The sequence below is a fragment of the Chromobacterium sp. LK1 genome (genome assembly GCF_001043555.1).
Lineage (GTDB): Bacteria > Pseudomonadota > Gammaproteobacteria > Burkholderiales > Chromobacteriaceae > Chromobacterium > Chromobacterium aquaticum.
Map to the genome: position 1 here is coordinate 1 of NZ_LDUI01000026.1, position 21614 is coordinate 21614.

At 64.0% G+C, this 21614-nt stretch carries 24 protein-coding genes; 15 read left to right on the forward strand and 9 right to left on the reverse strand.

All coding sequences use genetic code 11. The annotated features are described in order from the left end of the window. The 10 genes from VI26_RS11795 to VI26_RS25000 all read left to right on the forward strand — a co-directional run. Nucleotides 1-499, forward strand: a 499-nt coding sequence (locus tag VI26_RS11795; RefSeq protein ID WP_048409950.1) for a DUF2345 domain-containing protein, incomplete at its 5' end; no start/stop codon positions are given. 3 nt (nt 500-502) lie between these two features. Further along, on the forward strand, nt 503-1342 hold the full coding sequence (locus VI26_RS24530; protein WP_048409951.1) for a hypothetical protein: 840 nt from the start codon (nt 503-505) through the stop codon (nt 1340-1342). A gap of 83 nt (nt 1343-1425) precedes the next feature. Then, nucleotides 1426-1899, forward strand: a complete 474-nt coding sequence (locus VI26_RS11805; protein WP_197081447.1) for a DUF3304 domain-containing protein — start codon at nt 1426-1428, stop codon at nt 1897-1899. A 97-nt stretch (nt 1900-1996) separates the two neighbouring features. Next, nucleotides 1997-2545, forward strand: a complete 549-nt coding sequence (locus VI26_RS11810; protein ID WP_048409953.1) for a DUF3304 domain-containing protein — start codon at nt 1997-1999, stop codon at nt 2543-2545. Beyond that, nucleotides 2542-4668: a DUF2235 domain-containing protein gene (locus tag VI26_RS11815; protein ID WP_048409954.1), complete on the forward strand. Its 2127-nt coding sequence runs from the start codon at nt 2542-2544 to the stop codon at nt 4666-4668. The genes VI26_RS11810 and VI26_RS11815 overlap by 4 nt, the downstream gene beginning before the upstream one ends. Nucleotides 4669-4775: 107 nt before the next feature. Continuing rightward, nucleotides 4776-5072: a hypothetical protein gene (locus VI26_RS11820; protein ID WP_048409955.1), complete on the forward strand. Its 297-nt coding sequence runs from the start codon at nt 4776-4778 to the stop codon at nt 5070-5072. A 45-nt stretch (nt 5073-5117) separates the two neighbouring features. After that, a complete protein-coding gene (locus tag VI26_RS11825; RefSeq protein ID WP_048409956.1) occupies nt 5118-5621 on the forward strand; it encodes a hypothetical protein in 504 nt (167 codons plus the stop codon). After that, nucleotides 5618-6091 (forward strand): hypothetical protein, encoded by a 474-nt coding sequence (locus tag VI26_RS11830; RefSeq protein ID WP_048409957.1) that lies wholly within the window; start codon nt 5618-5620, stop codon nt 6089-6091. The genes VI26_RS11825 and VI26_RS11830 overlap by 4 nt, the downstream gene beginning before the upstream one ends. A 43-nt stretch (nt 6092-6134) precedes the next feature. After that, nucleotides 6135-6764, forward strand: a complete 630-nt coding sequence (locus VI26_RS23250; RefSeq protein ID WP_053074377.1) for a lysozyme inhibitor LprI family protein — start codon at nt 6135-6137, stop codon at nt 6762-6764. Nucleotides 6765-6776: 12 nt separating this feature from the next. After that, nucleotides 6777-6944, forward strand: coding sequence for a DUF6396 domain-containing protein (locus VI26_RS25000; protein WP_255360810.1), 168 nt, complete (start codon nt 6777-6779; stop codon nt 6942-6944). A gap of 277 nt (nt 6945-7221) precedes the next feature. Here VI26_RS25000 and VI26_RS11840 read toward each other — a convergent pair whose 3' ends face one another. Both VI26_RS11840 and VI26_RS11845 read right to left on the reverse strand, forming a co-directional pair. Next, nucleotides 7222-7527: a hypothetical protein gene (locus VI26_RS11840; protein WP_048409958.1), complete on the reverse strand. Its 306-nt coding sequence runs from the start codon at nt 7525-7527 to the stop codon at nt 7222-7224. A gap of 514 nt (nt 7528-8041) precedes the next feature. Continuing rightward, nucleotides 8042-8317 carry a hypothetical protein gene (locus tag VI26_RS11845; RefSeq protein WP_048409959.1) on the reverse strand — a complete coding sequence of 92 codons (276 nt, stop codon included), beginning with the start codon at nt 8315-8317 and terminating at the stop codon, nt 8042-8044. A 198-nt stretch (nt 8318-8515) separates the two neighbouring features. Between VI26_RS11845 and VI26_RS11850 the strand changes: the two genes are divergently transcribed. Further along, nucleotides 8516-8872 (forward strand): hypothetical protein, encoded by a 357-nt coding sequence (locus tag VI26_RS11850; RefSeq protein ID WP_048409960.1) that lies wholly within the window; start codon nt 8516-8518, stop codon nt 8870-8872. Nucleotides 8873-8895: 23 nt separating this feature from the next. Continuing rightward, nucleotides 8896-9255, forward strand: a complete 360-nt coding sequence (locus VI26_RS11855) for a hypothetical protein (RefSeq protein WP_156183850.1) — start codon at nt 8896-8898, stop codon at nt 9253-9255. 381 nt (nt 9256-9636) lie between these two features. On the opposite strand, the gene VI26_RS11860 is transcribed toward VI26_RS11855, so the two are convergent. The 7 genes from VI26_RS11860 to VI26_RS24540 all read right to left on the reverse strand — a co-directional run bounded on the left by VI26_RS11860 (nt 9637) and on the right by VI26_RS24540 (nt 18901). Next, on the reverse strand, nt 9637-11091 hold the full coding sequence (locus tag VI26_RS11860) for a hypothetical protein (RefSeq protein ID WP_156183851.1): 1455 nt from the start codon (nt 11089-11091) through the stop codon (nt 9637-9639). Nucleotides 11092-11152: 61 nt separating this feature from the next. Beyond that, nucleotides 11153-12250, reverse strand: coding sequence for a type VI secretion system protein TssA (gene tssA / locus VI26_RS11865; RefSeq protein WP_048409963.1), 1098 nt, complete (start codon nt 12248-12250; stop codon nt 11153-11155). Between the two features lie 31 nt (nt 12251-12281). Beyond that, nucleotides 12282-16133, reverse strand: a complete 3852-nt coding sequence (locus VI26_RS11870; RefSeq protein WP_048409964.1) for a type VI secretion protein IcmF/TssM N-terminal domain-containing protein — start codon at nt 16131-16133, stop codon at nt 12282-12284. Then, nucleotides 16130-16894 (reverse strand): DotU family type IV/VI secretion system protein, encoded by a 765-nt coding sequence (locus tag VI26_RS11875; protein ID WP_048409965.1) that lies wholly within the window; start codon nt 16892-16894, stop codon nt 16130-16132. Before VI26_RS11875 ends, VI26_RS11870 begins: the two co-directional genes overlap by 4 nt. Then, nucleotides 16884-18230 carry a type VI secretion system baseplate subunit TssK gene (gene tssK, locus VI26_RS11880; RefSeq protein ID WP_231581011.1) on the reverse strand — a complete coding sequence of 449 codons (1347 nt, stop codon included), beginning with the start codon at nt 18228-18230 and terminating at the stop codon, nt 16884-16886. The genes VI26_RS11875 and tssK overlap by 11 nt, the downstream gene beginning before the upstream one ends. A gap of 24 nt (nt 18231-18254) precedes the next feature. Further along, nucleotides 18255-18716 (reverse strand): type VI secretion protein, encoded by a 462-nt coding sequence (locus VI26_RS11885; RefSeq protein WP_156183852.1) that lies wholly within the window; start codon nt 18714-18716, stop codon nt 18255-18257. Continuing rightward, the gene (locus VI26_RS24540; protein WP_156183853.1) at nt 18716-18901 is read right to left on the reverse strand and encodes a hypothetical protein; all 186 of its coding nucleotides are present in this window, start codon (nt 18899-18901) and stop codon (nt 18716-18718) included. Before VI26_RS24540 ends, VI26_RS11885 begins: the two co-directional genes overlap by 1 nt. Before the next feature lie 90 nt (nt 18902-18991). Here VI26_RS24540 and tssB point away from each other — a divergent pair, with 90 nt between their 5' ends. The 3 genes from tssB (at nt 18992) to VI26_RS11900 (ending at nt 21614) form a co-directional block, all read left to right on the forward strand. Further along, nucleotides 18992-19537 carry a type VI secretion system contractile sheath small subunit gene (gene tssB / locus VI26_RS11890; RefSeq protein WP_048409968.1) on the forward strand — a complete coding sequence of 182 codons (546 nt, stop codon included), beginning with the start codon at nt 18992-18994 and terminating at the stop codon, nt 19535-19537. 35 nt (nt 19538-19572) lie between these two features. After that, entirely contained in the window at nt 19573-21051 is a 1479-nt protein-coding gene (gene tssC, locus VI26_RS11895) for a type VI secretion system contractile sheath large subunit (protein WP_048409969.1), read from the forward strand. A gap of 65 nt (nt 21052-21116) precedes the next feature. Continuing rightward, nucleotides 21117-21614: an Hcp family type VI secretion system effector gene (locus VI26_RS11900; RefSeq protein ID WP_048409970.1), complete on the forward strand. Its 498-nt coding sequence runs from the start codon at nt 21117-21119 to the stop codon at nt 21612-21614.

Below are 21614 nucleotides of genomic sequence, written 5' to 3' on the forward strand. Positions count from 1 at the left end.
CCAGCAAAGCCAGACCGTGGCGGCAGGCACCAACCTGGACCTGGTGGCGCAGCGCGACACTAACCAGACCAGCGGCCGGCGCTGGCTGCATAACGTGGGCCAGCACATCAGCCTGTTCGTCGCCGGGATCAAGGACCAGATCGCGCTGAAGCTGATCGCCGCCAAGGGCAAGGTGCAGGTTCAAGCGCAGAGCGACAGCATCGAGGTGACCGGCGACCAGGACGTCAAGATCACCGCCATCAAGGGCCAGCAGCTGTGGAACGGCAAGAAGGAGATTCTGCTGACCAGCGGCGGCGCTTATGTGCGGATCAAGGACGGCAAGATCGAGCTGCACGCGCCGGGCACGGTCAGCTTCAAGGGCGGGCGCCATGACTGGAGCGGGCCGGCCAGCATGCACCCGCCCTTGCCGCAGTTTCCCAAAGGCGTGTGCGTGGAGTGCATGCTCAATGCCTTGAAAGCGCGCAGCCCCGTGGCGGCGACCACGCCGGGGAGCGCCTAAGCCATGTTCCTGCAAAACCCGCACGCCGCCGACCTGTCCATGCAAATCGAAGCCTGGATCGCCCACTCCCCGGCCGCCCAATATGGCTGGATCGTGGATGGTTGCCAGCTGGAGTCCGGCGACTGGCGCTGGCTGCGCCGCCACGCGCCGCCGTTTGAACCAGCGTATGCCGAAGGGCCGATGGAAGCGCTGGGCGATGCCGGCATCCTGCTGTGGCCGGGCGACGCGCGGCGCCAACTCTGGTGGCCGCAATGGCTGGCCCGCGCCTCCGGCCGGCCGCTGCTCAGCCTGGCCGAATACCGCCCCACCCCGCCGGACAGCGAGTTCTGGCACTGGCTCAGCCAGTTGGACACAGAGGACGGCGCCTGCCTGGTGCTGCGCATTGCCGACACCCATGCCCTGGCCAACGCCCTGCCGCTGCTACAGGCCGAACAAGCCGCCGCACTGGCCGGCAGGCTGGCTCGCTGGGGCTGGATAGAGCGCGATGGCAGTTGGGCCGGCATGGCTCTGCCCGATGCCGCGCCGGGTCCGCTGCCGCCACGGCTCACCTTCAGCGCCGAGCAGTTCCGGCAACTGATGCTGCGCGCCCAGCCGGACATGCTGCTGCCGGTGCTGGCGCATTTCGATGTGGCCTTGCCAGGGCTGGCGCCTAACTGCCTGCACCAGCAATTGCAGCGGCTAGCCGCCACGATGGACGGCTATGGCATTGCGGACACCCCCAGCCAAGCCTTGTTCGTCGCCACCGCCTTCGAACGCGGCGACGACTTCCATCAGGCGCCGGAATGGCAGCCCTACTGGCGGCAGACCCGGGCCGGACAAGCCTGGTGCCGGCTGCTGACATGAGAAACCCGCGACTATCCTGGCGGGCAAGATGCGGCGCCCTCGCCATCCCGCTGACGCTGGCCGGCTGCAGGGAGCGCGAACCGATGAATGTGCCGGTGGCCAGCTACAACTTCTCCGACCACACCGTTTCGGATATCTGGGTGAACAAGGCCTGGGTCGGCAGCGTGATTCAAGGTGGCGGTGGTGGCAGCACCTGCTGCGTGTCGCTGCCATACCGCTACGCGCCCGGCACCAAGATCACGCTGGACTGGGACCGTTACGATTGCACCATCAGCAATAATGAATGCCTTGCCAAATACAAGGGACGGCAGTGGCCAATCAAGCGGATACACAAAGTCGTCGAAGTGCCGCCTTACCAAGCCAAGGACGTCGCGGAACTACAGCTAGCACTCTTACCCAATGACGAGATTCGGGTGTATGCCGGTGGTGTTTATTTTTCGCATCTCCAGCACCCAGCTTGGAAAGAGTTTGGTGATTTATTGGCGCGTGGCTTACGTCCGCTTGAGGGTGAGTGGCCGGTTCAAAACACGCGACTCAAGCTGGAGGCCTCCCAATGAACGCCCCGCTCACCAACCCAGCCCAGCAAGCTGCTCGCCCGCGCCAAGCACGATATGATTTCACCATCAGCTTCCAGCACCCGCTCAGGAAAGATAAATGACAATAGAAAAACGCATGCCCCTGCTCTTACTGTTTGCCACGCTGCTGGCGCTGACCGGCTGTTGGGAGCGCGAGCCGATGAATGTGCCGGTGGCCAGCTACAACTACACCGACCATTCCGTCATCTCTATCTGGGTGAATAAAGGCTGGGTCGGCAGCGTCTCATACAAACAAGGTGGCGGCAGCACCTGCTGCGTGTCGCTGCCATATCGCTACGCGCCCGGCACCAGGATCACGCTGGACTGGGACCGTTACGATTGCACCGTCAGCAATAATGAGTGCGCCACCAAGTACAAGGACAAGGACTGGCCAATCAAGCGGATACACAAAGTCGTTGAGGTGCCGCCTTACCAAGCCAAGGACGTCGCGGAACTACAGCTGGCATTCTTGCCGAATGACGAGGTTCGGGTGTATGCCGAATCTCGTGGTTTTAGACACGTAGACCACCCGTCACACAAAGAATTTGGAACACTACTTGAGTGGAATCGCCCTCTCGAAGGTCAATGGCCCAAGCCAAATACGACTAAACCGGAGGCCTCGCGATGAGTAGCCAGGATGCCTGCGCGCCCCAAGGCGCGGAAACCCTGGCGCAAAAAGCGGCGCGCTTCCAGACCAAGGCGCAACTGAGCGGCGACACCGGCAAGCTGCAAGCCAGTTGCAAGCGCGATGTCTGGGCGACTTTCTTTTTTGACGGCACCAATAATAACCGCGACCGCGACCTGATCGAGCCGGTGAAGAAGGGCCGGCCGCGCGCGCTTTGCGAACACTCCAATATCGTCACCTTATTCGAATCGGCTAGTGCTGACACCGACACATATCACTACGCCTATTATGTCCAAGGAGTGGGGACCGTCTTTAAGGAGATAGGCGAGGACACGCCCAATGACTCCGGGCTGTCGCTGGCCCAGGGCGGCCAGGCCAGGCTCAGCTACGCCTATTATCAACTGTGCAATACGATCTCTCACGCGCTTACTGACCGTAGGATTTTCAAAGAACCTGACTTCAAAACCGAACTCAAGGTCAGTAATCAGCTGGACCAGAGAATTCCGGACTTCACCAGCCTGCAAGCGATCCAGCAAAAGCTGGCCGCCGCCATCGGCGGCAACAAGAACACGCCCAAGATTCAAAGCCTGACGGTGGCGGTGTTCGGCTTCTCGCGCGGCGCGGCGGAGGCGCGCGCCTTTTGCCGCTGGCTGGAGAAGTCCAGCCTCAAGGACGGCGACGGCTGGCTGTTTGCCGGCTGCGTGCCTATCCGGCTGCAGTTCCTCGGCCTCTTCGACACCGTGGCCTCGGTGGGCCTGGCCCACTCCACCCCGCTGGCTGGCCGGGCGCCGGGGCGCTCCGGCAGCGGCGTGATGGATGGGCAGATGGGCTGGGCCACGCCAGACATGCTGAAAGTGACCCGCTTCACCCGGCAATGCCGGCATTACGTTGCCGCGCACGAAGTGCGTTACAGCTTCCCGCTGAGCAGCATCCGCCATCAGGATGGCGGCATGCCGCCGGGGGCGCTGGAAGTGGTTTACCCCGGCTCCCACTCCGATGTGGGCGGCGGCTACGGCCCTGGCGACCAGGACAAGGCGGTGGGCCACCGCCGCAAACTGCTCAGCCAGATCCCGCTGCTGAATATGTATCAGGACGCCCGCAAAGCCGGTGTGCCCTTAAGGACGCTCGAAGACTTGGCGAAAGATCGTAAAGACATCGTGGCGGACTTTGAATGCGACCCCACCTTGATCAAACGCTTCAACGCCTATATGGGCTGGGCCAGCGGCGGCGGGAGTTTGGTGGAGGACAAGCTCTACCACCATCTGAAGAAATACTGGCACTGGCGGGTGGCCACCTCGCCGCGCTTCATGCAGCAGGACTGCATGCAGCAACTGAGCAAGGGCGCCACCCAGCGCAGCGCGCGCGCCGACAAGCAGGACCTGGAAGACATGCGCGCCAGCGAGCAGGATTGGCAAGGCGATCTTGGCAAGGCGGAGGGCGAGGCCGGCGGCGAGGCGGCGGAGCTGGTGCGGCTGCAACTGGCCGCGGCCAAGCTGACGTTGCCCAAGGAAGTGCACGACTTCTTTGACCAGCACGTCCACGACTCCCACGCCTCTTTCTACATGATAGGGCCCACCACCGCCTGGCAGCGGCAAAAGCGGGTGGCCGCCGCGCGCAAGGCCAAACGCCAGCAGGGCGGCGGCCCCAGCGGCCTGCCGCTGGACGGGCCCAGCCCGTATCAGCAGAAGGTGCTGGACAGCGCGCCCGGCAGTTCGGAAGACCCAAGCCGGATCGACGCCTCCAATTTCCCGGTGGTGAGCGACGACGACTACTTCAGCCTGGTCAAATCCGACGGTATGCCCGGCGTGATTGCCGCCACCATGACCAATACCCGCCACGAAGTGGGCGGCCACGGCCACCAGCGCGCCACCTTCGTGGGCAGCAAGGCGCGTTACGGCAAGGCCCAGGGTAAAGCGATAGACTTGATCGCCCAGGACTCCGCCCGCATGCGGCAAGACCAGTTGGCGCTGGACTACGCCGAGCAGGTGCGCAAAAGCAAGCTGGTGTTTGAAAACCAGAAGAGCTTCCTGCAACAGCAGGGCCTGCCCACCCATCACCTGGAGCGGCTGCATCAGCAGGATTTGAAGCAGATGGGGGATCAGTTCCAACGGCGGATACGGCTGTAGGAAGCTGTTCAAAGCCTGCGCTGCTTCGCGGTGCGTAACACGGTGAATGCCGCATCGCGCCAAGCGCGGCAGACATTGAACGGATCAAAAGGAAAGCGCCGATTAAAATGAATACCCTCACACTGCTGATGGCCACCCCCTGCGTAATGCAGTTGGTCTATCTGAAAGTCTCGCTGACGAGAGCCGGAGAAAGCTGGCTAGCTTGGCTGCTTTACCTGGGGCTTCCGCTCTTGCTGCTGCTGTTGGCCTTATACTTCCACCTCGGCCCCTGCGGTGGCTGGGGCTGCCTGGGCTCAGGCGTTCTGGCCTTGCTGCTGGCCATCAGCGGCGGCATCAGTCTCACCACGGGAGCATTGTCGTTCATGCTAGGCTGTTACCTGAAAGGGCGGCGCGGCCTGCTGTAGCGGGCGGCAAGCTTGTCGAAACCATCACGCTAAAATAAGCAAACCATGAAACCACTGCTGGGCTGCTGTATTGTCCTGCTTCTTGCCGGGAAAACTTTCGCCCAATCCCGCCAGTGCGAGTCCATTTTCTCCACGCTCCAACACCTGAAGATAGAAAGCTGCGATCAAGACCGCATCAAGGTCTCAGGCACCCTCCATGGCAAGGCCATCCAAATACAGGCCTCGGTCCATGTCTCGGAAACCGGCGCCTACCGTGGCTACGACCTGACGCTGAACCATGCCTTCATCGAGCCCGCCAACACCGGCCGCTACCTTACACATATTGACAGCGCATTCAGCCTGCCATTACCGGAAGGTGTTTTACAAATCATTCACTCGGACTCCCTATTTGGAGAGGGGCAACACAACAAAAACAATGCCTACTATGCCTGCATCCACCCTCACTTCAAGAAGTGCCCGACGCTTGAGCCAGACCACTTGATCAAGACGCAAGACATCCTCCCTATCATCGGAAAAATCGCTGAAGCGCCATGGCAGGAGAACATTTGAAAACTCAGCTCCCCGTCTTGCTATTTGCCGCCTTGCTGGGAGCCGCGCCGCCCTCCAGGGCGGCTTCCCTCAGCGTAGACAGCCCCGCTGCCCTGAAACGCAATGCGGCCACCTATAAAAGAGACTACATCGACCCCAAAGGCGCGTATGCCGACGCTAGCATTTTCTCGGCCGTCACCGGGACAATAGGCGGAGAGAAAAGCGTGCTGCTGTTTTTGCGCCTGAAAGGACAATGCCGCGTCGTTCATTTCTCCCCCTCGAGTGCCAGCCCCAAAAACGGCATCCTGCTGGATGCGCCATGGTGCCAGTTCAGCACCGCCCCCACCGTTACAGAAAATCAGGAATTTGCACGGGTAAAGTACGCTATCCGCGTGAAATCCAGCACCAGCAGCGAAGAGATCAAATTAGATAAGCATACGGGTGAAATATGCTCCAACTCATGGGGCAACACTGAGCTGACATGCCCATAGCAAAGCATTATGATTTAGCCCCCAAACCTACCCCTTATTCATCATGCCCGCCCCCGCCGCGCTTGCTGGCATCGCCGCCCTGATGGTTGCCAGCGCCCCGGCATTGGCCATGGATTGCGTCAAAGCCCGCTCCGCCGTGGAGCGCCTTATTTGCCAGTCGCCGGTGCTGCGGCAACAAGACCGCGTGCTCAATGCGCAATACCGCTTTGCCATGGAGATGGGCGCGCGCGCCGCCCAGTTGCAAGGCGAGCAAGCCGCCTGGCTTGTTCGGCACCGAGACGCCTGCGCCCAGGCCACCTGCCTGACCCAGGCATACGCCAGCAGAATCGCGGAGCTGGATGCCTTCATCGACACCACGGCCCAGCCCTGCGCAATACGGGAGTCCATGCTCGTTGGCCCGTGGAGCGGGCTGCGCGATGCCGAGTTCGATGTTTTTGAGCTGCAAGCAGGCCACGTGTTCAATAGCTGGCGCCACGAGCGGCCGGAGTATTCCGGCCTCAAGTGGGCATTCGATGCCAACACCTGTCGGCTCGATCTCTTCGTGGCAGCCGGCAAGCCGGCCAGCCATTACCGCCTGTTCCTCACGCCCCGGCGGCGCTTGCTGGCCTTGCGCCAGCAGCCGCCGAGCAGCAGCGTCTACCAGGCGCTACACGACAAACCACGTCGGTCTTGATAGGCGCGCCGGCTGCGGCCGGCCAAGCTGCCACCCTGGGACGGCAAGATTCAGTGGTTGAAAGATCACGAAGCCAATATCGCCCCGCCCAAGCCTAGCGAAGAGCTGATGGAGAAGCTGGCCAAGGCCAAGGGGCTGGACCCGAAAACCGGCAGGCCGCTGGGTGCCGACGCTTCCTAAACGCGCAACGCTCTGGGCGCTGCTGCTCCTGCGTGCCGCCTGCGGCAACAAGTAGCGCGCCGTGCCCACGCTTGAGAGGATTGAGGCCAAGCGGGCCTTTAGCTGCGTCTACGAAAAAAACCACTTACCCAAACACAACCCCGATGCAGAGTAGCGCTATCGCTACGCTCGCCATGTGCAAAAGAATAATCTGCTGAAAGACGACATCAGCGTTTATCCAGTGCTGGAATACGATCGTTCACGGCTTGCTCATCACCCCCTGTCAAGCCGCGCCCTATCAATGGGGCAGGATGGTAAAATATCCATGAGGATTAATCAGCAAGATCAAAACAGCGCCCACAGCAAAACACTTCCACCATTGATCAATCAATATACGCACACTTAACACCGCAGCAGCATAAAAGCCCAGCAATGTGAGTGCAAAGGCAATGTAGCGATACATCATGCCATCCATCATGCAGGAGCCATCACCGCATGAATAATCTATTCTCGGCAAAAAGTAGGCGTAATATGAGAGCAGCAGCGTGATAAAAAATACGACGACCGCGCTCTTGGCATGTTTTTTCTGAGTAGCTGTTTGCATTCAATTTCTCGACAAGATGATTTGATCAAATCCATTCGGATGACTGGCGCATCGGCTAGCCAGCGAGGCTATAGCTCAAGTCTCCGCACTCTGTAAAAGAGAAACCCCAGTTTGGCCAGTCAGCCTGCCACAGGCCTATTTCTTTGCGGGTAATGGGCATGGTGCGGAGCCTATCGCTTGGCAGCATTGAGTTTGCCACAAGCGCCCATACTCTCATTGGAAGGGGTTAGCGTCCAGACAGACTTACTCCATAAAAATCAGAGCGGCGAGCAGAGTATGCGGCAGGGCGATAGCCCCCTCTTTTTTAACTAGCGCAGCGCGCTGTAAGCAGGAAAGGAGATGGCCGCAAAAAAGCTGCCAGAATGGTTTATTTTCATAAAACGATGCACGCTACCGGACAATAGACTGAGTTAGTTATTTCTTATGAAAATTATTCAATGCAAAGGCACCAATCGACATCATGCTAATGTCGGCATTTGGAGTGAGTTGAACTAGCCGGATGGTTTATAGCGAGCTAAGTCGTGCTGCTCGGGCTGGCAATAATGACCCAGCCTGTGCTAATTCGAAAACCGCCACCGCCCCCATCTTCATCGCTTGCCTTGACTTCCGGGCTATCGGAGAGCGGCTGATCCAGCGTGACATCATGGCAAAGCGGATGGCCGTACCCAGCCAAGCACCGGCGCAGAGCAGCGCCCCATTTCACCTCCCCCAGCTTGACGCCCATCGCCAGGCTGTTTAGGCTTTGCTCCGCGCCGTGCTCAATCACGCGGCGCAGGGTTTGCAGGCCCATCCATTTAACTCTCCCGCAGATACAACGGTCCGCTTTGGCGCCGTTACGTCTGCTGCCACGCCGTACCCATTCGGGGCGGGCCGTGGCAGGGAGCCTTCGGGCTACCGGTTTTTGGTAGAGTTAGCCGGTCCTGCAACCTTGTCACGTGCCTGCCCTAGCCTCGCCTGGGCAGGTTTCCAAACTGACATGGAGACCGTGATGACCTTTCCTACCTTTCCCCCTGGTATTCCTCCACCTGATCCGGATGAAACCGCCGCCGCGCTGCTGGAACAACTGCGCCTATGCCTGCATCAACTGCCGGCCGCCGCTGGCGATGTGGTGGCCTTGGGCGCGTTGGGCCGGCAATTGAGCTACTGCCACGCCAAGCTGGATGCCCTGCTCTTGCAAGGCACGATTGATCTGCGCGCCGCCCACCTGGGCTTGCAAGCCCTGCTCACTCTGCTGCAACGCCGCGACGAGCCGCTGCTGTTCAGCAGCGAGGAAGCGCTGGCCTTGCTGGAGCCGGTGCAGCAACGTTTGCAGCAGGGGCTGCAGCACATCAATCGCGTGTTTTGATCGGCCAGATGGGGAGCATTGCCATGATGAAGCTATTGAAGCAGCACAATGACACGCTCAAGCGCGCCGCGCGTTTGCTGATTGTCTATGAGGCGCGCAGCGGCGTGGTCGCCTTGGCGGACGACTGCCCGGCCCATCCGGCCAATTCCACGGCCATTCTTCAGGAGATTCAGCTGGCGCTGGCGGAGTTTCGCCGTTGGCAGCAACGGCATGGCGCGCAGGAATACGCGCGCGCCGCCATCCTGGCGATGTGGGCGTCCGGCGCATGGCGCAACCGCGATACTTGCGCGCGGCTGTGTTATCGGCAGGCGGGGTTCAGCAATATGGCGCTGGCGCGCCAAGCGCTGGTGGGAGCGCCGGCGCCGGGGGAGGCGCCTCCCTGAACGGGCACGATGCGTACCTATCCTGAAGCGCTGTAAATACGCGAGACACCACGAATCCCACGCGCGCCGGGTCTCTTCAAGCCTGCCATCGTTAGAACCTGTTTACGATCTCGCGAGCTAAGGCGAGACCAGGCGAAAACGGGCGAAAAAGCGGAATGTACTGGTGGTACATGAGCATTTTGAGCTCGGTTTCAACGCCGTATCGCCGACGCGCAGCAGATCGTAAGCAGGTTCTTAGGGATGGAGGATATATTTGGCCAAGCCAATACCTCCTCCCTGCTTTATTCCCTCGCGGCGGTGCAGACTTTGAACAGGACCCCAGGGCAAGGACAGCCGCGTGTTGCGGCGAAGCTAGCGGCTCGCACGGGAGGCTGACAAACCTTATTTTTCCACGTTCAGATCGGAATAACGGTACTCGGTCTGACCCGTTTTTTGCGAGCGGTGCATGAGTGGGAGAAAAATGCCCAGCTCCATGATGTAGGCTTGCTGCTCTTGCGCATCGCCGGTTTCACAATTCATCAGCACCGCTTCGCCATTCAGGCTTGGGTGTATTCTGTGCGCGGCCAGCACACCGCTGCTCTTGCATTGCCTGCGCACATCCTCCTCGCCCCCCTTTTGAACCGCTTGCTCTTGCAGCCTGCTACGATAAGTCAGCACGCTGCCGGGCGACAGGTCTCGCGGCAACTCAACCGACAATGTTTCTGCAATGGAAACCGCATTGTCAGGCATGCCGTAATCAAACATGGACTTGAGTGGGATCAGGTTGGCCCAACTGAGGCGACGTTCGGACAGACCAAGCGACTCATCGTACAGCGTCGTCGAATCAATCAGTTGCCCTTCCCTCGTCATGGTAACGATCTGCGGCGCCCCGCCTCCCGTAACGACATAGCGTAAACGTGAAAACTTGGGCCGCCATACGCTATTTCTCGCCACAGCGGCGTCCAGCGTCTGTAATGACGAGACAGGAACGGCGCTTCGTTCAAAGCGCAGAGGCGGTACGGCGACCGGATACTGCGTAGCCGGGATATCCGGTCGGTGCTGCATCAGCAAAGCCGGCGTGACATTGCCCATCAGCGAACACTTGATGGTGGTGAGATCCAGCATCTGATCGACACTGACTTGAAACTCGCGCCAAGTCTGCTGCTTTCCCATCAGACCAGTCGGCGCGGGACCATCCTGCCGCCACTGGCCGTCTTGGCCCAAACTTTCACTGCGCGCATAGACATCCTGCTTTAGCCGGCTCAACGGAGCAGCCGCCTCAAACAAGGGCAGCAGTTTGGACTCAGCGGCCTGCCTATCGGCTTCTAACACAAATTCCCAACTGTAATACGCCCCTAAATTACCGATGTCCTTTCCTCGGCTAATCAGAGACCGCAGCGGCAGGCCTGCCACCTCCAGCCTCTTGGGCAAGGTAATTTCGGCCTCTTTATTCCGCATCTCTCCCCAATCCAACCATGCCCGCCCCTTGACCGTGCGCACAGCCAAGGTCGCGCCGGGGTTCAACGCGGCCATGTTGGCCGGGGTAAAAAAACTGTCGTCACACCGGCTGAAGTCACGCAAGACCTGTTCGACGGAAACTGTCCGGGCAAAAGCGGAATGGCAACAAGTGCTCAGCACCAGCATGGGGATGAGCACTCGATGCGGGAATAGACGGGTCATTAAGCGGGTTTCCATGATAAGGGGAAAGGTGCGCAAGTTTGCCAAGCCCATTTCAAAATGGCCAGGAAAATGGCTTGCAATGGAATTGCCACACCCTAAGAACCTGTTTACGATCTCGCGAGCTAAGGCGAGACCAGGCGAAAACGGGCGAAAAAGCGGAATGTACTGGTGGTACATGAGCATTTTGAGCTGGTTTTCAACGCCGTATCGCCGACGCGCAGCAGATCGTAAACAGGTTCTAAGGCAGCACCCCCAGCAGCGACCACAAGCGCCGCGCCTCGGCATCGCTGTCTATCAGCTCCGCCAGCAGTTCGCGCAGCGGCTTTTCGCCCCACTCCACCGCGCGGTAGATCAGATAGGGCACCGGGCTGTGCGGCTCGGTGCGCGCCAGGTAGTCGGCGATGCCGCGCAGTTGGCGGTAGGCGTCTTCCCGCCCTTGCGGCTCGCGTTGAGCGAAGACGGCCGCGGTCACAACGGGCGCCGACGCGCTGTTGCCCGCCTCGACGGCGGCTGGCGGCGCGGCGGTTTCCGTGCGCTCAAGCACAGCGGCCTCCGGCTGCGGGCCGGGATGCTGGGTGGCCAGTTCCTGCAAGGCCAGCGTCGCCTGTTCCAGCGCCTGGCTCAAGGGCGCGTAGGATGGGGCGTCGGCGCCCATATGCTGATCGCACCAGGCCTGCAAACGCGCCAGCCATTGCCGGCTGCGCGCCAGCGCGCCGCGGCTGGCGTCCAGCGTGGCCGGCGGCAGCGCGCGCAGCCAGTCGTTCAGTTTCTGCTGTTCGTGGCGCGCCTGCTCGCGCTCCAGCTTGCCGTCGTCGCCGCTGGCCAGCAGCCGGCGGTTGAGGTCTTGCCATTGCCGCAGCGTCAGCGGCTGCCGCTCCTGCGGCGGCGGCGCATCCAGCAGCGGCACTTGAGCCGCCAGCGTGGCGGCGTAGGTTTTGGCCAGCCATTCCAGCGGCCCGGTGCGGAAGCTGACATCGCCTTGCTGCGGCAGCGGGTGCAGGCTGTCCCAGAATTGTTCGCAGCTTTGCGCGGTCAGCGCCAGCGCGGCCTCCAGGCCGGGCAGGCCTTGCAGGTGCAGCCAGGCTTCGCCCAGCCAGGCCATCACCATCAGGTCCTTGCTGCGTTCCGCCAGCAGCGCGGCGGCCATGCGTTCCACCGCCGGCCAGTCCGCCCGTTTCAAATCGCTTTCCCAGATGCCGGTGGGCAGGCTGGGGTCGTCCTCGCGGCGCAGTTCGCGCAGTTGATCGTATTCCGGCGCGTAGCGCAGCGGTTCTCCGCCGGGGCTGTCCGCGGCGATGGCTTGCAATAGCGCGTCCAGGCTGACGGTGGCGCTCATGGTGCGGTCCTCATGGTGGTCAAAGCGCGCATCAGCTGCCCTCTATCGCGGCCAGCCGCGGGTTGGCGGCGGCGCGGAACGGCGACGGCGGCGCGGTGTAAGGCAGGCCGCTGACGCTTAGCCCGCTCTTGCCGCCCGGCGCTTGCAGGCTCAGCCGCATGAACATTTGCGCGTTGCCGCTGCCCAGGCCGGCCGGGTTGCGCACCGGCAGCGCCAGCATCACGCTGACGTCGTTGAAGCCGTCCAGGCTGCTGGAGCGCAGCGGCGAGCTGTTTTCGCGCAGCAGGCGCAGCAGCGCCCATTGGCCGCCGTAGTTCCAGCTGGCCAGGCGCTCGAACACGGTGAGCCCGCCTTGCGCCGGGTCTTCCACCGGCGCTTGTTGCGATTCCTTGGCCCAGCGCAGGGTCAGCGTCAGCGGCTGGCCCACGTTCCAGTGCAGGCGCTGGCCGTCGCCGCTGGGGTAGCGCAGGCGCTGGCCGCTGCTGGCCAGCGTCCATTCGATCACTTGGTCCGCCGCTTGCTCGTGTTCGCGGTCGGTGCGCCAGCGCACTTCCAGGTCCACGCCCTGCCATGGGCCGCCGTTGTCGCGGATGAACATCGGCCCCAGCCAGGCGCGCGCGGCCTTGGCCGCGTCCAGGAAGCGCCGCGCCACCTGGGCCTGGCCGGATTTGAGGTCTTGCAGGCCGGCCGCGGCCAGCGCGCCGTTGTCGTCCATCAGGCGCATGAATTCCGCCACCCGTTCCGGCGCGGCGTCCGGCGCCGGCAGCTTGGCGGCGAAGGGGAAGCGGTTGGCCAGGTATTGATTGAAGAAGGCCGCCAGTTTTTGATAGGCGGCTGCGCCGGCCTGGCCGCGCAGCACGCCGCAGCGGTCGCTGGCCAGGCTGACCAGGGTTTGAGCGCGCTCGGCGAAGATATTGCCGGCGGCCGGCAGTTCCACTTGGTCCAGCACTGCGCGGCAATTGCCCACGTCCATTTCGTTCAGGTCTTTGCTGATCATGGTTTCCAGCACCGACGGCGCGCTATTGGCCGCTTTTTCCTTGTAGTGGCGCAGTTCGTTGGTGGCGCTTTGCCAGCGCTGCACCAGTTGCTGGTCGCTGACCGACATCTCGCTCTTGTGCGCCAGCAGCCAGCTCAGCGTTGGCGCTTGCGCCTGGGCCAGGGTGCCTATCACTTCCAGCTGCGAGCCCAGGTATTGCTGCAGTTCGCGCGCGCCGCCGGCGCGGAAGGCGCGGGCGGCGGCGTTGCGCGAGCCGTCCCACCAGCGGAAGCTGCCTTGCAGCGGCTGGTAGACCGCCAGCCCTTGCAGGCTGCGCTCCGCGTGGCGCAGGGATTGCAGCGCGCGCCGGTCCATTTCGCGCAGCACGCCCTCGCGCATCGCCGGCTGTTCCAGGTCTTCCAGCGCCGCCAGCAGCGGGGCCACCGCCTTGGCCTGAGCCTCGAAGGCGCTGCCCTCTTCCACCGAGCCGCCCACCAGGCCGGTGGCCGGCTCGGCGTGGCGGCTGATCAACTGGTGCCACATCACTTTCGCCGCGCTGTCCTGCAAGGCGCGTTCCAGGCCCTTGCGGTAGGCCGGCGGCATTTGGGTGGCGCTGCCGGCCAGGTATTTCTGGTAGCCGTCGTAATAGCGCAGCGCCGTCGTCATCGCTTCGGCGTCCATGCGCTTCAGCCCTTCCGCTCCCGGCCCGTCGTCGTCAAGCGCGCGCGCGCCGGCCACCGCGTCCTGCTTCAGCAGCGAGGCCAGGGTCACGTTCAGCTTGAGCACTTGGTCTTGCAGTTCCAGGCCGCCGGACGGGCCTTGCGCCAGCAGCGCCGAGGAGGCGCCCACGCCGCCCAGCCAACGCTTGCGGAACTCCTGGCGCGCCACCGCGGAGTAGTCCACCACCCGCGCCACCGCGTCGCGCCCTATCAGGCTGGAGCGGCGCGCGCCGTCCAGCATCGCGCTGTAGCCGGGCACCAGGTCCTGGCCGGCGGCGCGGCTCCAGGCGCTGTTGGTGGCGTTGACCAGGCTTTGCAGCAGGCCGATGTGGCCGGCGATGCTGTCCAGGTCCGCCAGGGTGTTGCCTTGGCCGGATTCCAGCATTTGCAGTTGCTTTTGCAGTTGCTGGGCGGTGAGGTCGAAGGTTTGATTGGTATAGAGCTGGCGGAGCCAGGCTTGCATCAGCGCGCTGAAGTGGTCGCCCACTTGCGGCCGGATCTTGGCAAGGTCGATCGGCGCGGCCACCAGTTGGTCGCTGGCCAGCAGGATGCGGCGCAGATTGTCGCGCTGGGCGTTTTGCGGCGCGCGCAGGCCGAGGCCGAACAGGCCGTTGGCCAATTCCGCCGCTTCGTCCAGCGTGGCGTTGCCGTCGTTCACCGCGTGGTTGAACTGGCTGACGCGCTGTTCCAGCCGCCCGGCGTCGCCGGCCAACTGCCGCGCCAGCAAATAGGCCGGCCATTTTTCCGGGGTGGCGGTGTCGTCGCTGACGCTGTCGGAGCCGGTTTCGCCCAAGCGCCGCAGTTGTTCGGCGTCGCGCAGCAGCCGCTGTTGCAAGGGCTGCATCACCGCGCGGCGCAGCGCGTATTCGATGGTGTCGTCGATGCGGCCGTCCACCGGGGAGAACAGCGAGGTGGGCAGCAGCAGGGTGCCGAAGCGGCGCGAGGGCGCGTCCTTGAGCGCGCGCCAGAAGGCGGTGATGCTCTGCCGCGCGGCGGCGTCGTTGCTCAGTTCCGGCCGCGGCCCGCCGCGCTCCAGTTGCAGGATGCGCAGCTGGCGGCCCAGCGCGTCGGCATCCGCGGTGACGGTGTGCCAGTACCAGCTGATGCCGGCCAGCCACAAGGCGGCGAACAGGGCCATGGCGGCCAGGGTCCAGCGGTGCCAGCGCTGGCGCAGCAGCAGGATGCGCGGCACCGGCTGGGCCAGGCCCTGTTCAGCCAGCACTCGCTGGCGCAGCAGGCGGCCGGCGAACAGCGGCAGCGCCGGCGGCGGCGCGACTTCGTCCAGCTCGCCTTGCGGCGCGGCTTGGGCGCCGGTGAAGTAGATGCCGCGCAGCTGCGGCGCCTCGCCCAGCGCGTTGCCGCGGAACACCGGGTCGCACAGGGCTTGCAGATTGGCGCGCGCGTCTTCGAAGCTGCGCGGCAGCAGGTAGAGGTCCGCCGAGGCCTGGCCTTGCAAGGCGCCGATCTCGGCGATGGTTTCGCTCAGGGTCAGCCGCAGTTTTTCCAGCGCCTGTTCTATCCAGTCGGATTGATAGGCGGTGCCGGCGGCATAGGGCGAGGACCAGCCCAGCATCGCGTCGCGCGCTTCGCGCGGCAGCGCCTGCGCCAGCTCCAGGAAGCCCGGCGTCTGCTCGGTTTCGGTCACCACCAGGTAGATGGGCAGGCTCAGGCCCAGCCGTTGCTGCAGGTCGTAAAACTTCTTGCCGGCGGCCAGGCCGGCGCTGACCGCCAGGTTCTCGCTCCACAGCTTGTCGGCGGACACGGTCCAGATCAGCGCGTCCAGCGGCCGGCCGGCGCGGCTGCGCAGCAGCACGCTCAAGAGCCGCCGCCAGGCGGACAGCGGCGCCAGCGCGCCTTCCGGGTGGCTGAACATATCGTCCGGGATCACCAGCACCGCGCCGTCGCCGCCGTACCACCAGCGGCCGAACCAGTTGGCTTCGCCTTCATGCCGCAGTTGCAGCGAGGCGCACAGCGCCTCGACATTGCTCACCCGGTCGCCCACCGCCAGCACCCAGGGGGTCTGGTAGCGGTCTTCGGCGCCCAGTTCGCGCTCAAAGCGGCGCACCGAGCCGCGGAAGCTGCGCCGCGCCGGGTCCGCCTCGCGCCGCAGCCACCAGATCAGCGCCCCCAGCGCCAGCGCGAACAACAGGGCCAGCAATACGATGCCGGCTATGGTCTGAATCGTCATTTATTCTGTCCGTCCCCATCCGTCCCGTGGTACAGCATGGGTTCCACCCGCGACACGATGTCATGCCAGAACACGTGCCCCACCACCGACATGCCCAGCAGGATGGCGGCCACGCCCAGCGCCAGCCGGAAGCCGTCCGGCAGCATGCGCCGCACGCTCAGCCGCTGCGGCGGCAAGGCGCTGCTGCGTTCCAGCGCCGGCGCCAGGCTGCGCATGTCGGCATCGCGCTGGTAGGCGAAGGCGAACAGTTCGCGCCGCCATTCCTCGTGCTGGGCCAGGCCGCCGGGGCCGCGCAGCCGGCCGTAGAAGCCCAGGGTCAGTGTTTGCAGGCAGACATTGGCCAGATCGCGCCCGGCCGGGTCGCGCTCGCGCAGCACTTGTTCGATCAAGGCCGGCACTTTGTCGCCGGCGGCGCGGCTGCCGAACAAGCGCTGTTCCAGCGGCGTGGCCTGCCACAGGCTCTGCCCCGGCCAGTCGTCGAACAGCAGGCGCTCGTCTATCAGCGCGACGAACAGGTATTGCAGGGCTTCGATCTGGTTTTGCCCGGCCGCGCCCACGCGCGCGCCGGCGGTGCGGCTGAGCCGCCGCGCCAGCAGCCCGCCCTGCTCGGCCGCCAGTTCGGCGGCGGTTTCGGCCTTGTGGCCGCCGCCGGCCAGTTCCCGGAACACTTGCAGCCATTCGGCGTAAGCGTCTTCGAAAGCCGAGCCCAGCGGCGCTTGCGCCAGCGCGCCCAGCGGCTGCAGGGCGGCGTTATCCTGCATAGCGTTCTCCATCGGCCTCGTCTTGCGGGTCCGCGACGAAGAGCAGCGCTTCCCACGGTTCCAGCGCCACGCCGCCGGCCGGCAGCGTCATGCGCAGCAGCTGGTCCGGCTGCAGCCAGTCGCCGCGCGCCAGCAGCGCGAACAGCCGGGTATCGTCGCCCACGCTGTAGGCCACTTGCTCGGCGCGGTCCAGCGGCTGGAACACCAGGCCGCGCATGCGTTGGCGCGCCAGCGTGGCCACATGGGATTCGGAGGCGATGATGGCCTGGCCCAGCCATTGCTGGGCGGCGGAATCCGGCGCACCGCCGGGCATGCGCAGGCCAATGATCAGCCGCTCGATGTCGCGCGCGGCCTCCGGCAGCAGAATCCAGAAACCGTCGGCGTCGCGGTTGAACGGCAGGCTGCGGTAGCCGGCGCGCACCCGGTCCAGCGCGGCGGACAGCCAGGCCAGCAGCGGTTCGTAGCAGGCCAGCAGTTCTTGATAGTTGAAGGCGGGAAACACCGGCGCGCCGGCGCCGGGGTCCAGCGCGGTCAGCGCGCCGGCCATGCCGGCCAGCAGGCCGAACAAGGCGGCGGGATGGGCCACGCGGCTGCCCAGCGCGGCTTCCACTTCCGGCAGCCGCGCCCACAGCGCCGCCAGCTGGCGGCGGATTTCATCGATATCGTCGTCCTTGCCGGCGTCCTTGGCCTGACGCAGCCGGCCGCTGAGGAACACGCATTTTTCGCGCGCCTTGGCGCACAGCGTCGCCACCTTGCGCCCCAGCGGGCTGTCCGGCAGCACCCGCGGCGACGGCGGCGCGTAAGCGCGGCGGGCAAAGCCGCCGCCTTGCTGGGCAATGCGCAGCAGCGGCAGGCAGATCATGTCGGCGCGCTCGGCCTCGGTGACCAGGCGGATGTCCGGCCGCCACAAGGTCAGGCTGGCCGGGTTCTCGCCGCTGCTCAAATCCGGCACCGCCTCGCTGTTTTCCGAGCGGTAGCGGCCGGTCATCGCGTCCAGCCGGCCGGCGCGCCACAAGGGCGGCAAGGCCAGGTAGACCGTCACCGTGCGCCCCGGCGCTTCCGCCGCGGCCGCGGTCACGTCGCAGCTGAGCTCGGCGCCGTCGCCGGCGTCGAAGCGTAGCGGCAGGCCGTCCGGCAGCACCGCTTCCAGCGCGGACACCCGCGCCACGCCGCCGGCCAGCGCCGCTTCGTCCAGCTCCAGCTCCAACACCCCCCAGTACAGCGGCTGGGCCGCCGCCGCCAGCGCCGCGGCCACCCCATCCGCGCGCAGGGACTGCCATTGAAAATGCTGGGGCAGCAACTGCATCCCCTCGTACCAACACACCGCCTGTGGCACTGCTTTCAAACCGCTCTCCCCCCGCTACGGCTCCATCAGCCGCATATTCTTGCTTTCAAAACGCAACCAGACTTTCTTGCGCGTATCCAGGCTCAGCCGGTGCATGCCGGGTCCGGCGTAGCCGGCGTACACCAGCAGCCCGGCCGCCGGCTCGCCGCGTATCGGCACGTCCTCGGTCTCCAGGTGCTGGCCCGGCACCAGCTCCAGTTCCCATACCTTGAGGTCCACCGGATAGTCGCGCCGCAGCTGCTCGCGCTGCTCGAACCACTTGGCCGCCGGCAGCCCCAGCAGCAGCTTGTGCAGCTCCGGGTCCTTGACCGCGACGAAATCCACCGCCAGCGGCGTGTCGTCATTGGCCATGCTGACCACGTCCAGCGTGGCCGCCTGCAATTTCACCGATGGGCCGAAGCCCAGGGACGAACATCCGCCCAAGCCCAAAACCAGACAGCAGCACAGCCCGGCCAGATACCCGTTGCGCATCCGCATCACCCAAACGCCATTTGCCATTGCAAATAATATTGGCAAAAAAACGCCGTCAGTTCTATAGGAATTGTTAAGCCGAGGGCATTGAAAAATGCAAATTGCAAGCATTTGTCAGCAAAAAAGGCTTCCATGCGGCGTTCAGGACCGGCATCAATGAAAAAAGAAGCCGGGACCATCAAACTCGTCAATGGTCAGACAATCCAGCAACAAGCCAATTCGGGCACCGGGCGCAAGCGCCGAGTCCGCCATTGGCGTCAACTCACCGATCGAGGTCTGTTATGGCAGAAAGCACTCAGCACAAGCTGGACCGGATTCGTCCGCCGCGCGTGCAAATCACGTATGACGTGGAAATCGGCAATGCCCTGGAAAAACGGGAGCTGCCACTGGTGGTTGGCATCCTGGCGGACCTGGCCGGCAAGCAGGAGCAGCCACTGCCCAAGCTCAGCGAGCGTCGTTTCGTGGAGATAGACCGCGACAACTTCAACGCGGTGCTGGCCTCGCTGAGCCCGCGCGTCACCGCCCAGGTGGACAACGCGCTGTCCGACGACGGCAGCAAGCTCAACGTGGAGCTGAAGTTCAACCACTTCGACGACTTCGACCCGGTCAACATCGTCAAGCAGGTCACCCCGCTGCGCCGGCTGTACGAGGCGCGCCAGAAGCTGCGCGACCTGCTGACCAAGCTGGACGGCAACGACGAACTGGACAAGCTGTTGCAGGACGTGGTGGCCAATACCGAGGAACTGCAAAAGATCAAGAGCGCCCGCCCGGAGGCCCCGGCCGCCGCGGAAGCCGCGCCGGCGCCGGACGCGCCGCCGGCCGCCTGACGCCCCGCCCGACCCCCTGATACCGGAGACATCTCATGGCTAAGACCCAAGCCGAAGCGCCCAGCGGCGACGCCGCCTCGCTGTCGCTGCTGGACCGCATCATCCAAGAAGGCCGCATGGCCCACGACGACATCCAGCAGGAATACGCCAAGGACCTGCTGTCCGAATTCGCCACCCAGGTGCTGGACGAAGGCATGGCCATCGACAAAGACACCGTGGCGATGATCAACCACCGCATTGCCATCATCGATCAATTGCTGAGCAAGCAGCTCAACAACATCCTGCACCACCCGGACGTGCAGAAGATGGAAGCCTCCTGGCGCGGCCTGCACTACCTGGTGATGAACACCGAGACCAGCACCCGGCTGAAACTGCGCCTGCTCAACGCCACCAAGGACGAGCTGCAGAACGACCTGGAAAAGGCGGTGGAATTCGACCAGAGCGCGCTGTTCAAGAAGATTTACGAGGAAGAGTACGGCACCTTCGGCGGCCACCCCATCAGCCTGCTGATCGGCGATTTCGAGTTTGGCCGCCATCCGCAGGACGTAGCGCTGCTGGAGAAGCTGTCCAATGTGGCCGCCGCCGCGCACGCGCCGCTGATCTCCGCCGCCAGCCCGCGGCTGTTCGACATGAGCAGCTTCACCGAACTGGCGGTGCCGCGCGACCTGGCCAAGGCCTTTGAAAGCGCCGAGCTGATCAAGTGGCGCTCCTTCCGCGCCAGCGAGGACTCCCGCTACGTCAGCCTGGTGCTGCCGCACATCCTGTTGCGCCTGCCCTACGGCCCGGACACCAAGCCCACCGAAGGCATGAACTACGTGGAAGACGTCAACGGCACCGACCATAGCAAATATCTGTGGGGCAACGCCGCCTACGCGCTGGGCCAGCGCATCACCGACGCCTTCGCCAAATACGGCTGGTGCGCGGCCATCCGCGGCGTGGAAGGCGGCGGCGCGGTGGAAGGCCTGCCGGCCCACACCTTCGGCACCGTGTCCGGCGACATCGCGCTCAAATGCCCGACCGAGATCGCCATCACCGACCGCCGCGAGAAAGAGCTGGACGGCCTGGGCTTCATCGCGCTGTGTCACAAGAAAAACACCGATCTGGCGGTGTTCTTCGGCGGCCAGAGCGCCAACCAGCCCAAGGTCTACAACACCAACGCCGCCAACGCCAACGCCCGCATCTCCGCGATGCTGCCCTATGTGCTGGCCGCCTCGCGCTTCGCCCACTACATCAAGGTGATCATGCGCGACAAGATCGGCAGCTTCCTGACCCGCGACAACGTGGAAACCTATCTGAACAACTGGATAGCGGACTACGTGCTGGTCAACGACAACGCGCCGCAGGAGGTGAAGGCCCAGTACCCACTGCGCGAAGCGCGGGTGGACGTGACCGAAGTGCCGGGCAAGCCCGGCGCCTACCGCGCCACCGTCTTCCTGCGCCCGCACTTCCAGCTGGAAGAACTGACCGCGTCCATCCGCCTGGTGGCGGAGCTGCCGCCGCCGGCCGCCGCCTGACGCCACACCAAGGGCCCGCCGCGCGGCGGGCCTGAACCGATACCCTCCAAGGAGCAAGCAAAGCAATGGACGCCATCATTCTGGACCTGGGCAGCGACATCAAGGGCGAGTGCAAGCTGGAAGGCTACACCGACAAGATCGAAGTGCTGTCCTACAGCCACAACGTGGCCATGCAGGTGACCAACGACGTCAGCAACACCGAGCGCACCTCCGGCAAGCCGCATATCGGCGAATTCAGCCTGACCAAGTTCACCGACAAATCCACGCCGGAACTCAACGCCTACTGCTGCCAGGGCAAGAACATTCCCGAGGTCAAGATCACCATAGGCCGCAACGCGGCGGACAGCAGCGGCAAGGTGCTGCCCTACATCGTCTACACCCTGACCAACGCCATCCTGTCCAATGTCAGCGTCAGCGGCGGCACCGGCGGCAAGCCGGTGGAAAACCTCTCGCTCAACTTCACCAAGATCAAGTGGGAGCTGACCACCCAGAAAGACACCGGCGCCAAGGACGGCAACGCCGCCGCGGTGTGGGACCTGGCCGCCAACAAGTACTCCAAGTAA

What these genes read in the sequence shown, in the direction of transcription:
- VI26_RS11900 (WP_048409970.1), top strand. Translation starts at nt 21,117, where the DNA reads ATGGACGCCATCATTCTGGACCTGGGCAGCGACATCAAGGGCGAGTGC.
- tssC (WP_048409969.1), top strand. Translation starts at nt 19,573, where the DNA reads ATGGCTAAGACCCAAGCCGAAGCGCCCAGCGGCGACGCCGCCTCGCTG.
- VI26_RS11840 (WP_048409958.1), bottom strand. Translation starts at nt 7,527, where the DNA reads ATGCAAACAGCTACTCAGAAAAAACATGCCAAGAGCGCGGTCGTCGTA.
- VI26_RS11875 (WP_048409965.1), bottom strand. Translation starts at nt 16,894, where the DNA reads ATGCAGGATAACGCCGCCCTGCAGCCGCTGGGCGCGCTGGCGCAAGCG.
- VI26_RS24530 (WP_048409951.1), top strand. Translation starts at nt 503, where the DNA reads ATGTTCCTGCAAAACCCGCACGCCGCCGACCTGTCCATGCAAATCGAA.
- VI26_RS11825 (WP_048409956.1), top strand. Translation starts at nt 5,118, where the DNA reads ATGAAACCACTGCTGGGCTGCTGTATTGTCCTGCTTCTTGCCGGGAAA.
- tssA (WP_048409963.1), bottom strand. Translation starts at nt 12,250, where the DNA reads ATGAGCGCCACCGTCAGCCTGGACGCGCTATTGCAAGCCATCGCCGCG.
- VI26_RS11850 (WP_048409960.1), top strand. Translation starts at nt 8,516, where the DNA reads ATGACCTTTCCTACCTTTCCCCCTGGTATTCCTCCACCTGATCCGGAT.
- VI26_RS11820 (WP_048409955.1), top strand. Translation starts at nt 4,776, where the DNA reads ATGAATACCCTCACACTGCTGATGGCCACCCCCTGCGTAATGCAGTTG.
- VI26_RS11855 (WP_156183850.1), top strand. Translation starts at nt 8,896, where the DNA reads ATGATGAAGCTATTGAAGCAGCACAATGACACGCTCAAGCGCGCCGCG.
- VI26_RS11860 (WP_156183851.1), bottom strand. Translation starts at nt 11,091, where the DNA reads ATGTACCACCAGTACATTCCGCTTTTTCGCCCGTTTTCGCCTGGTCTC.
- VI26_RS11845 (WP_048409959.1), bottom strand. Translation starts at nt 8,317, where the DNA reads ATGGGCCTGCAAACCCTGCGCCGCGTGATTGAGCACGGCGCGGAGCAA.
- VI26_RS11870 (WP_048409964.1), bottom strand. Translation starts at nt 16,133, where the DNA reads ATGACGATTCAGACCATAGCCGGCATCGTATTGCTGGCCCTGTTGTTC.
- VI26_RS11885 (WP_156183852.1), bottom strand. Translation starts at nt 18,716, where the DNA reads ATGCGGATGCGCAACGGGTATCTGGCCGGGCTGTGCTGCTGTCTGGTT.
- VI26_RS11805 (WP_197081447.1), top strand. Translation starts at nt 1,426, where the DNA reads ATGAATGTGCCGGTGGCCAGCTACAACTTCTCCGACCACACCGTTTCG.
- VI26_RS23250 (WP_053074377.1), top strand. Translation starts at nt 6,135, where the DNA reads ATGCCCGCCCCCGCCGCGCTTGCTGGCATCGCCGCCCTGATGGTTGCC.
- VI26_RS11815 (WP_048409954.1), top strand. Translation starts at nt 2,542, where the DNA reads ATGAGTAGCCAGGATGCCTGCGCGCCCCAAGGCGCGGAAACCCTGGCG.
- tssB (WP_048409968.1), top strand. Translation starts at nt 18,992, where the DNA reads ATGGCAGAAAGCACTCAGCACAAGCTGGACCGGATTCGTCCGCCGCGC.
- VI26_RS11810 (WP_048409953.1), top strand. Translation starts at nt 1,997, where the DNA reads ATGACAATAGAAAAACGCATGCCCCTGCTCTTACTGTTTGCCACGCTG.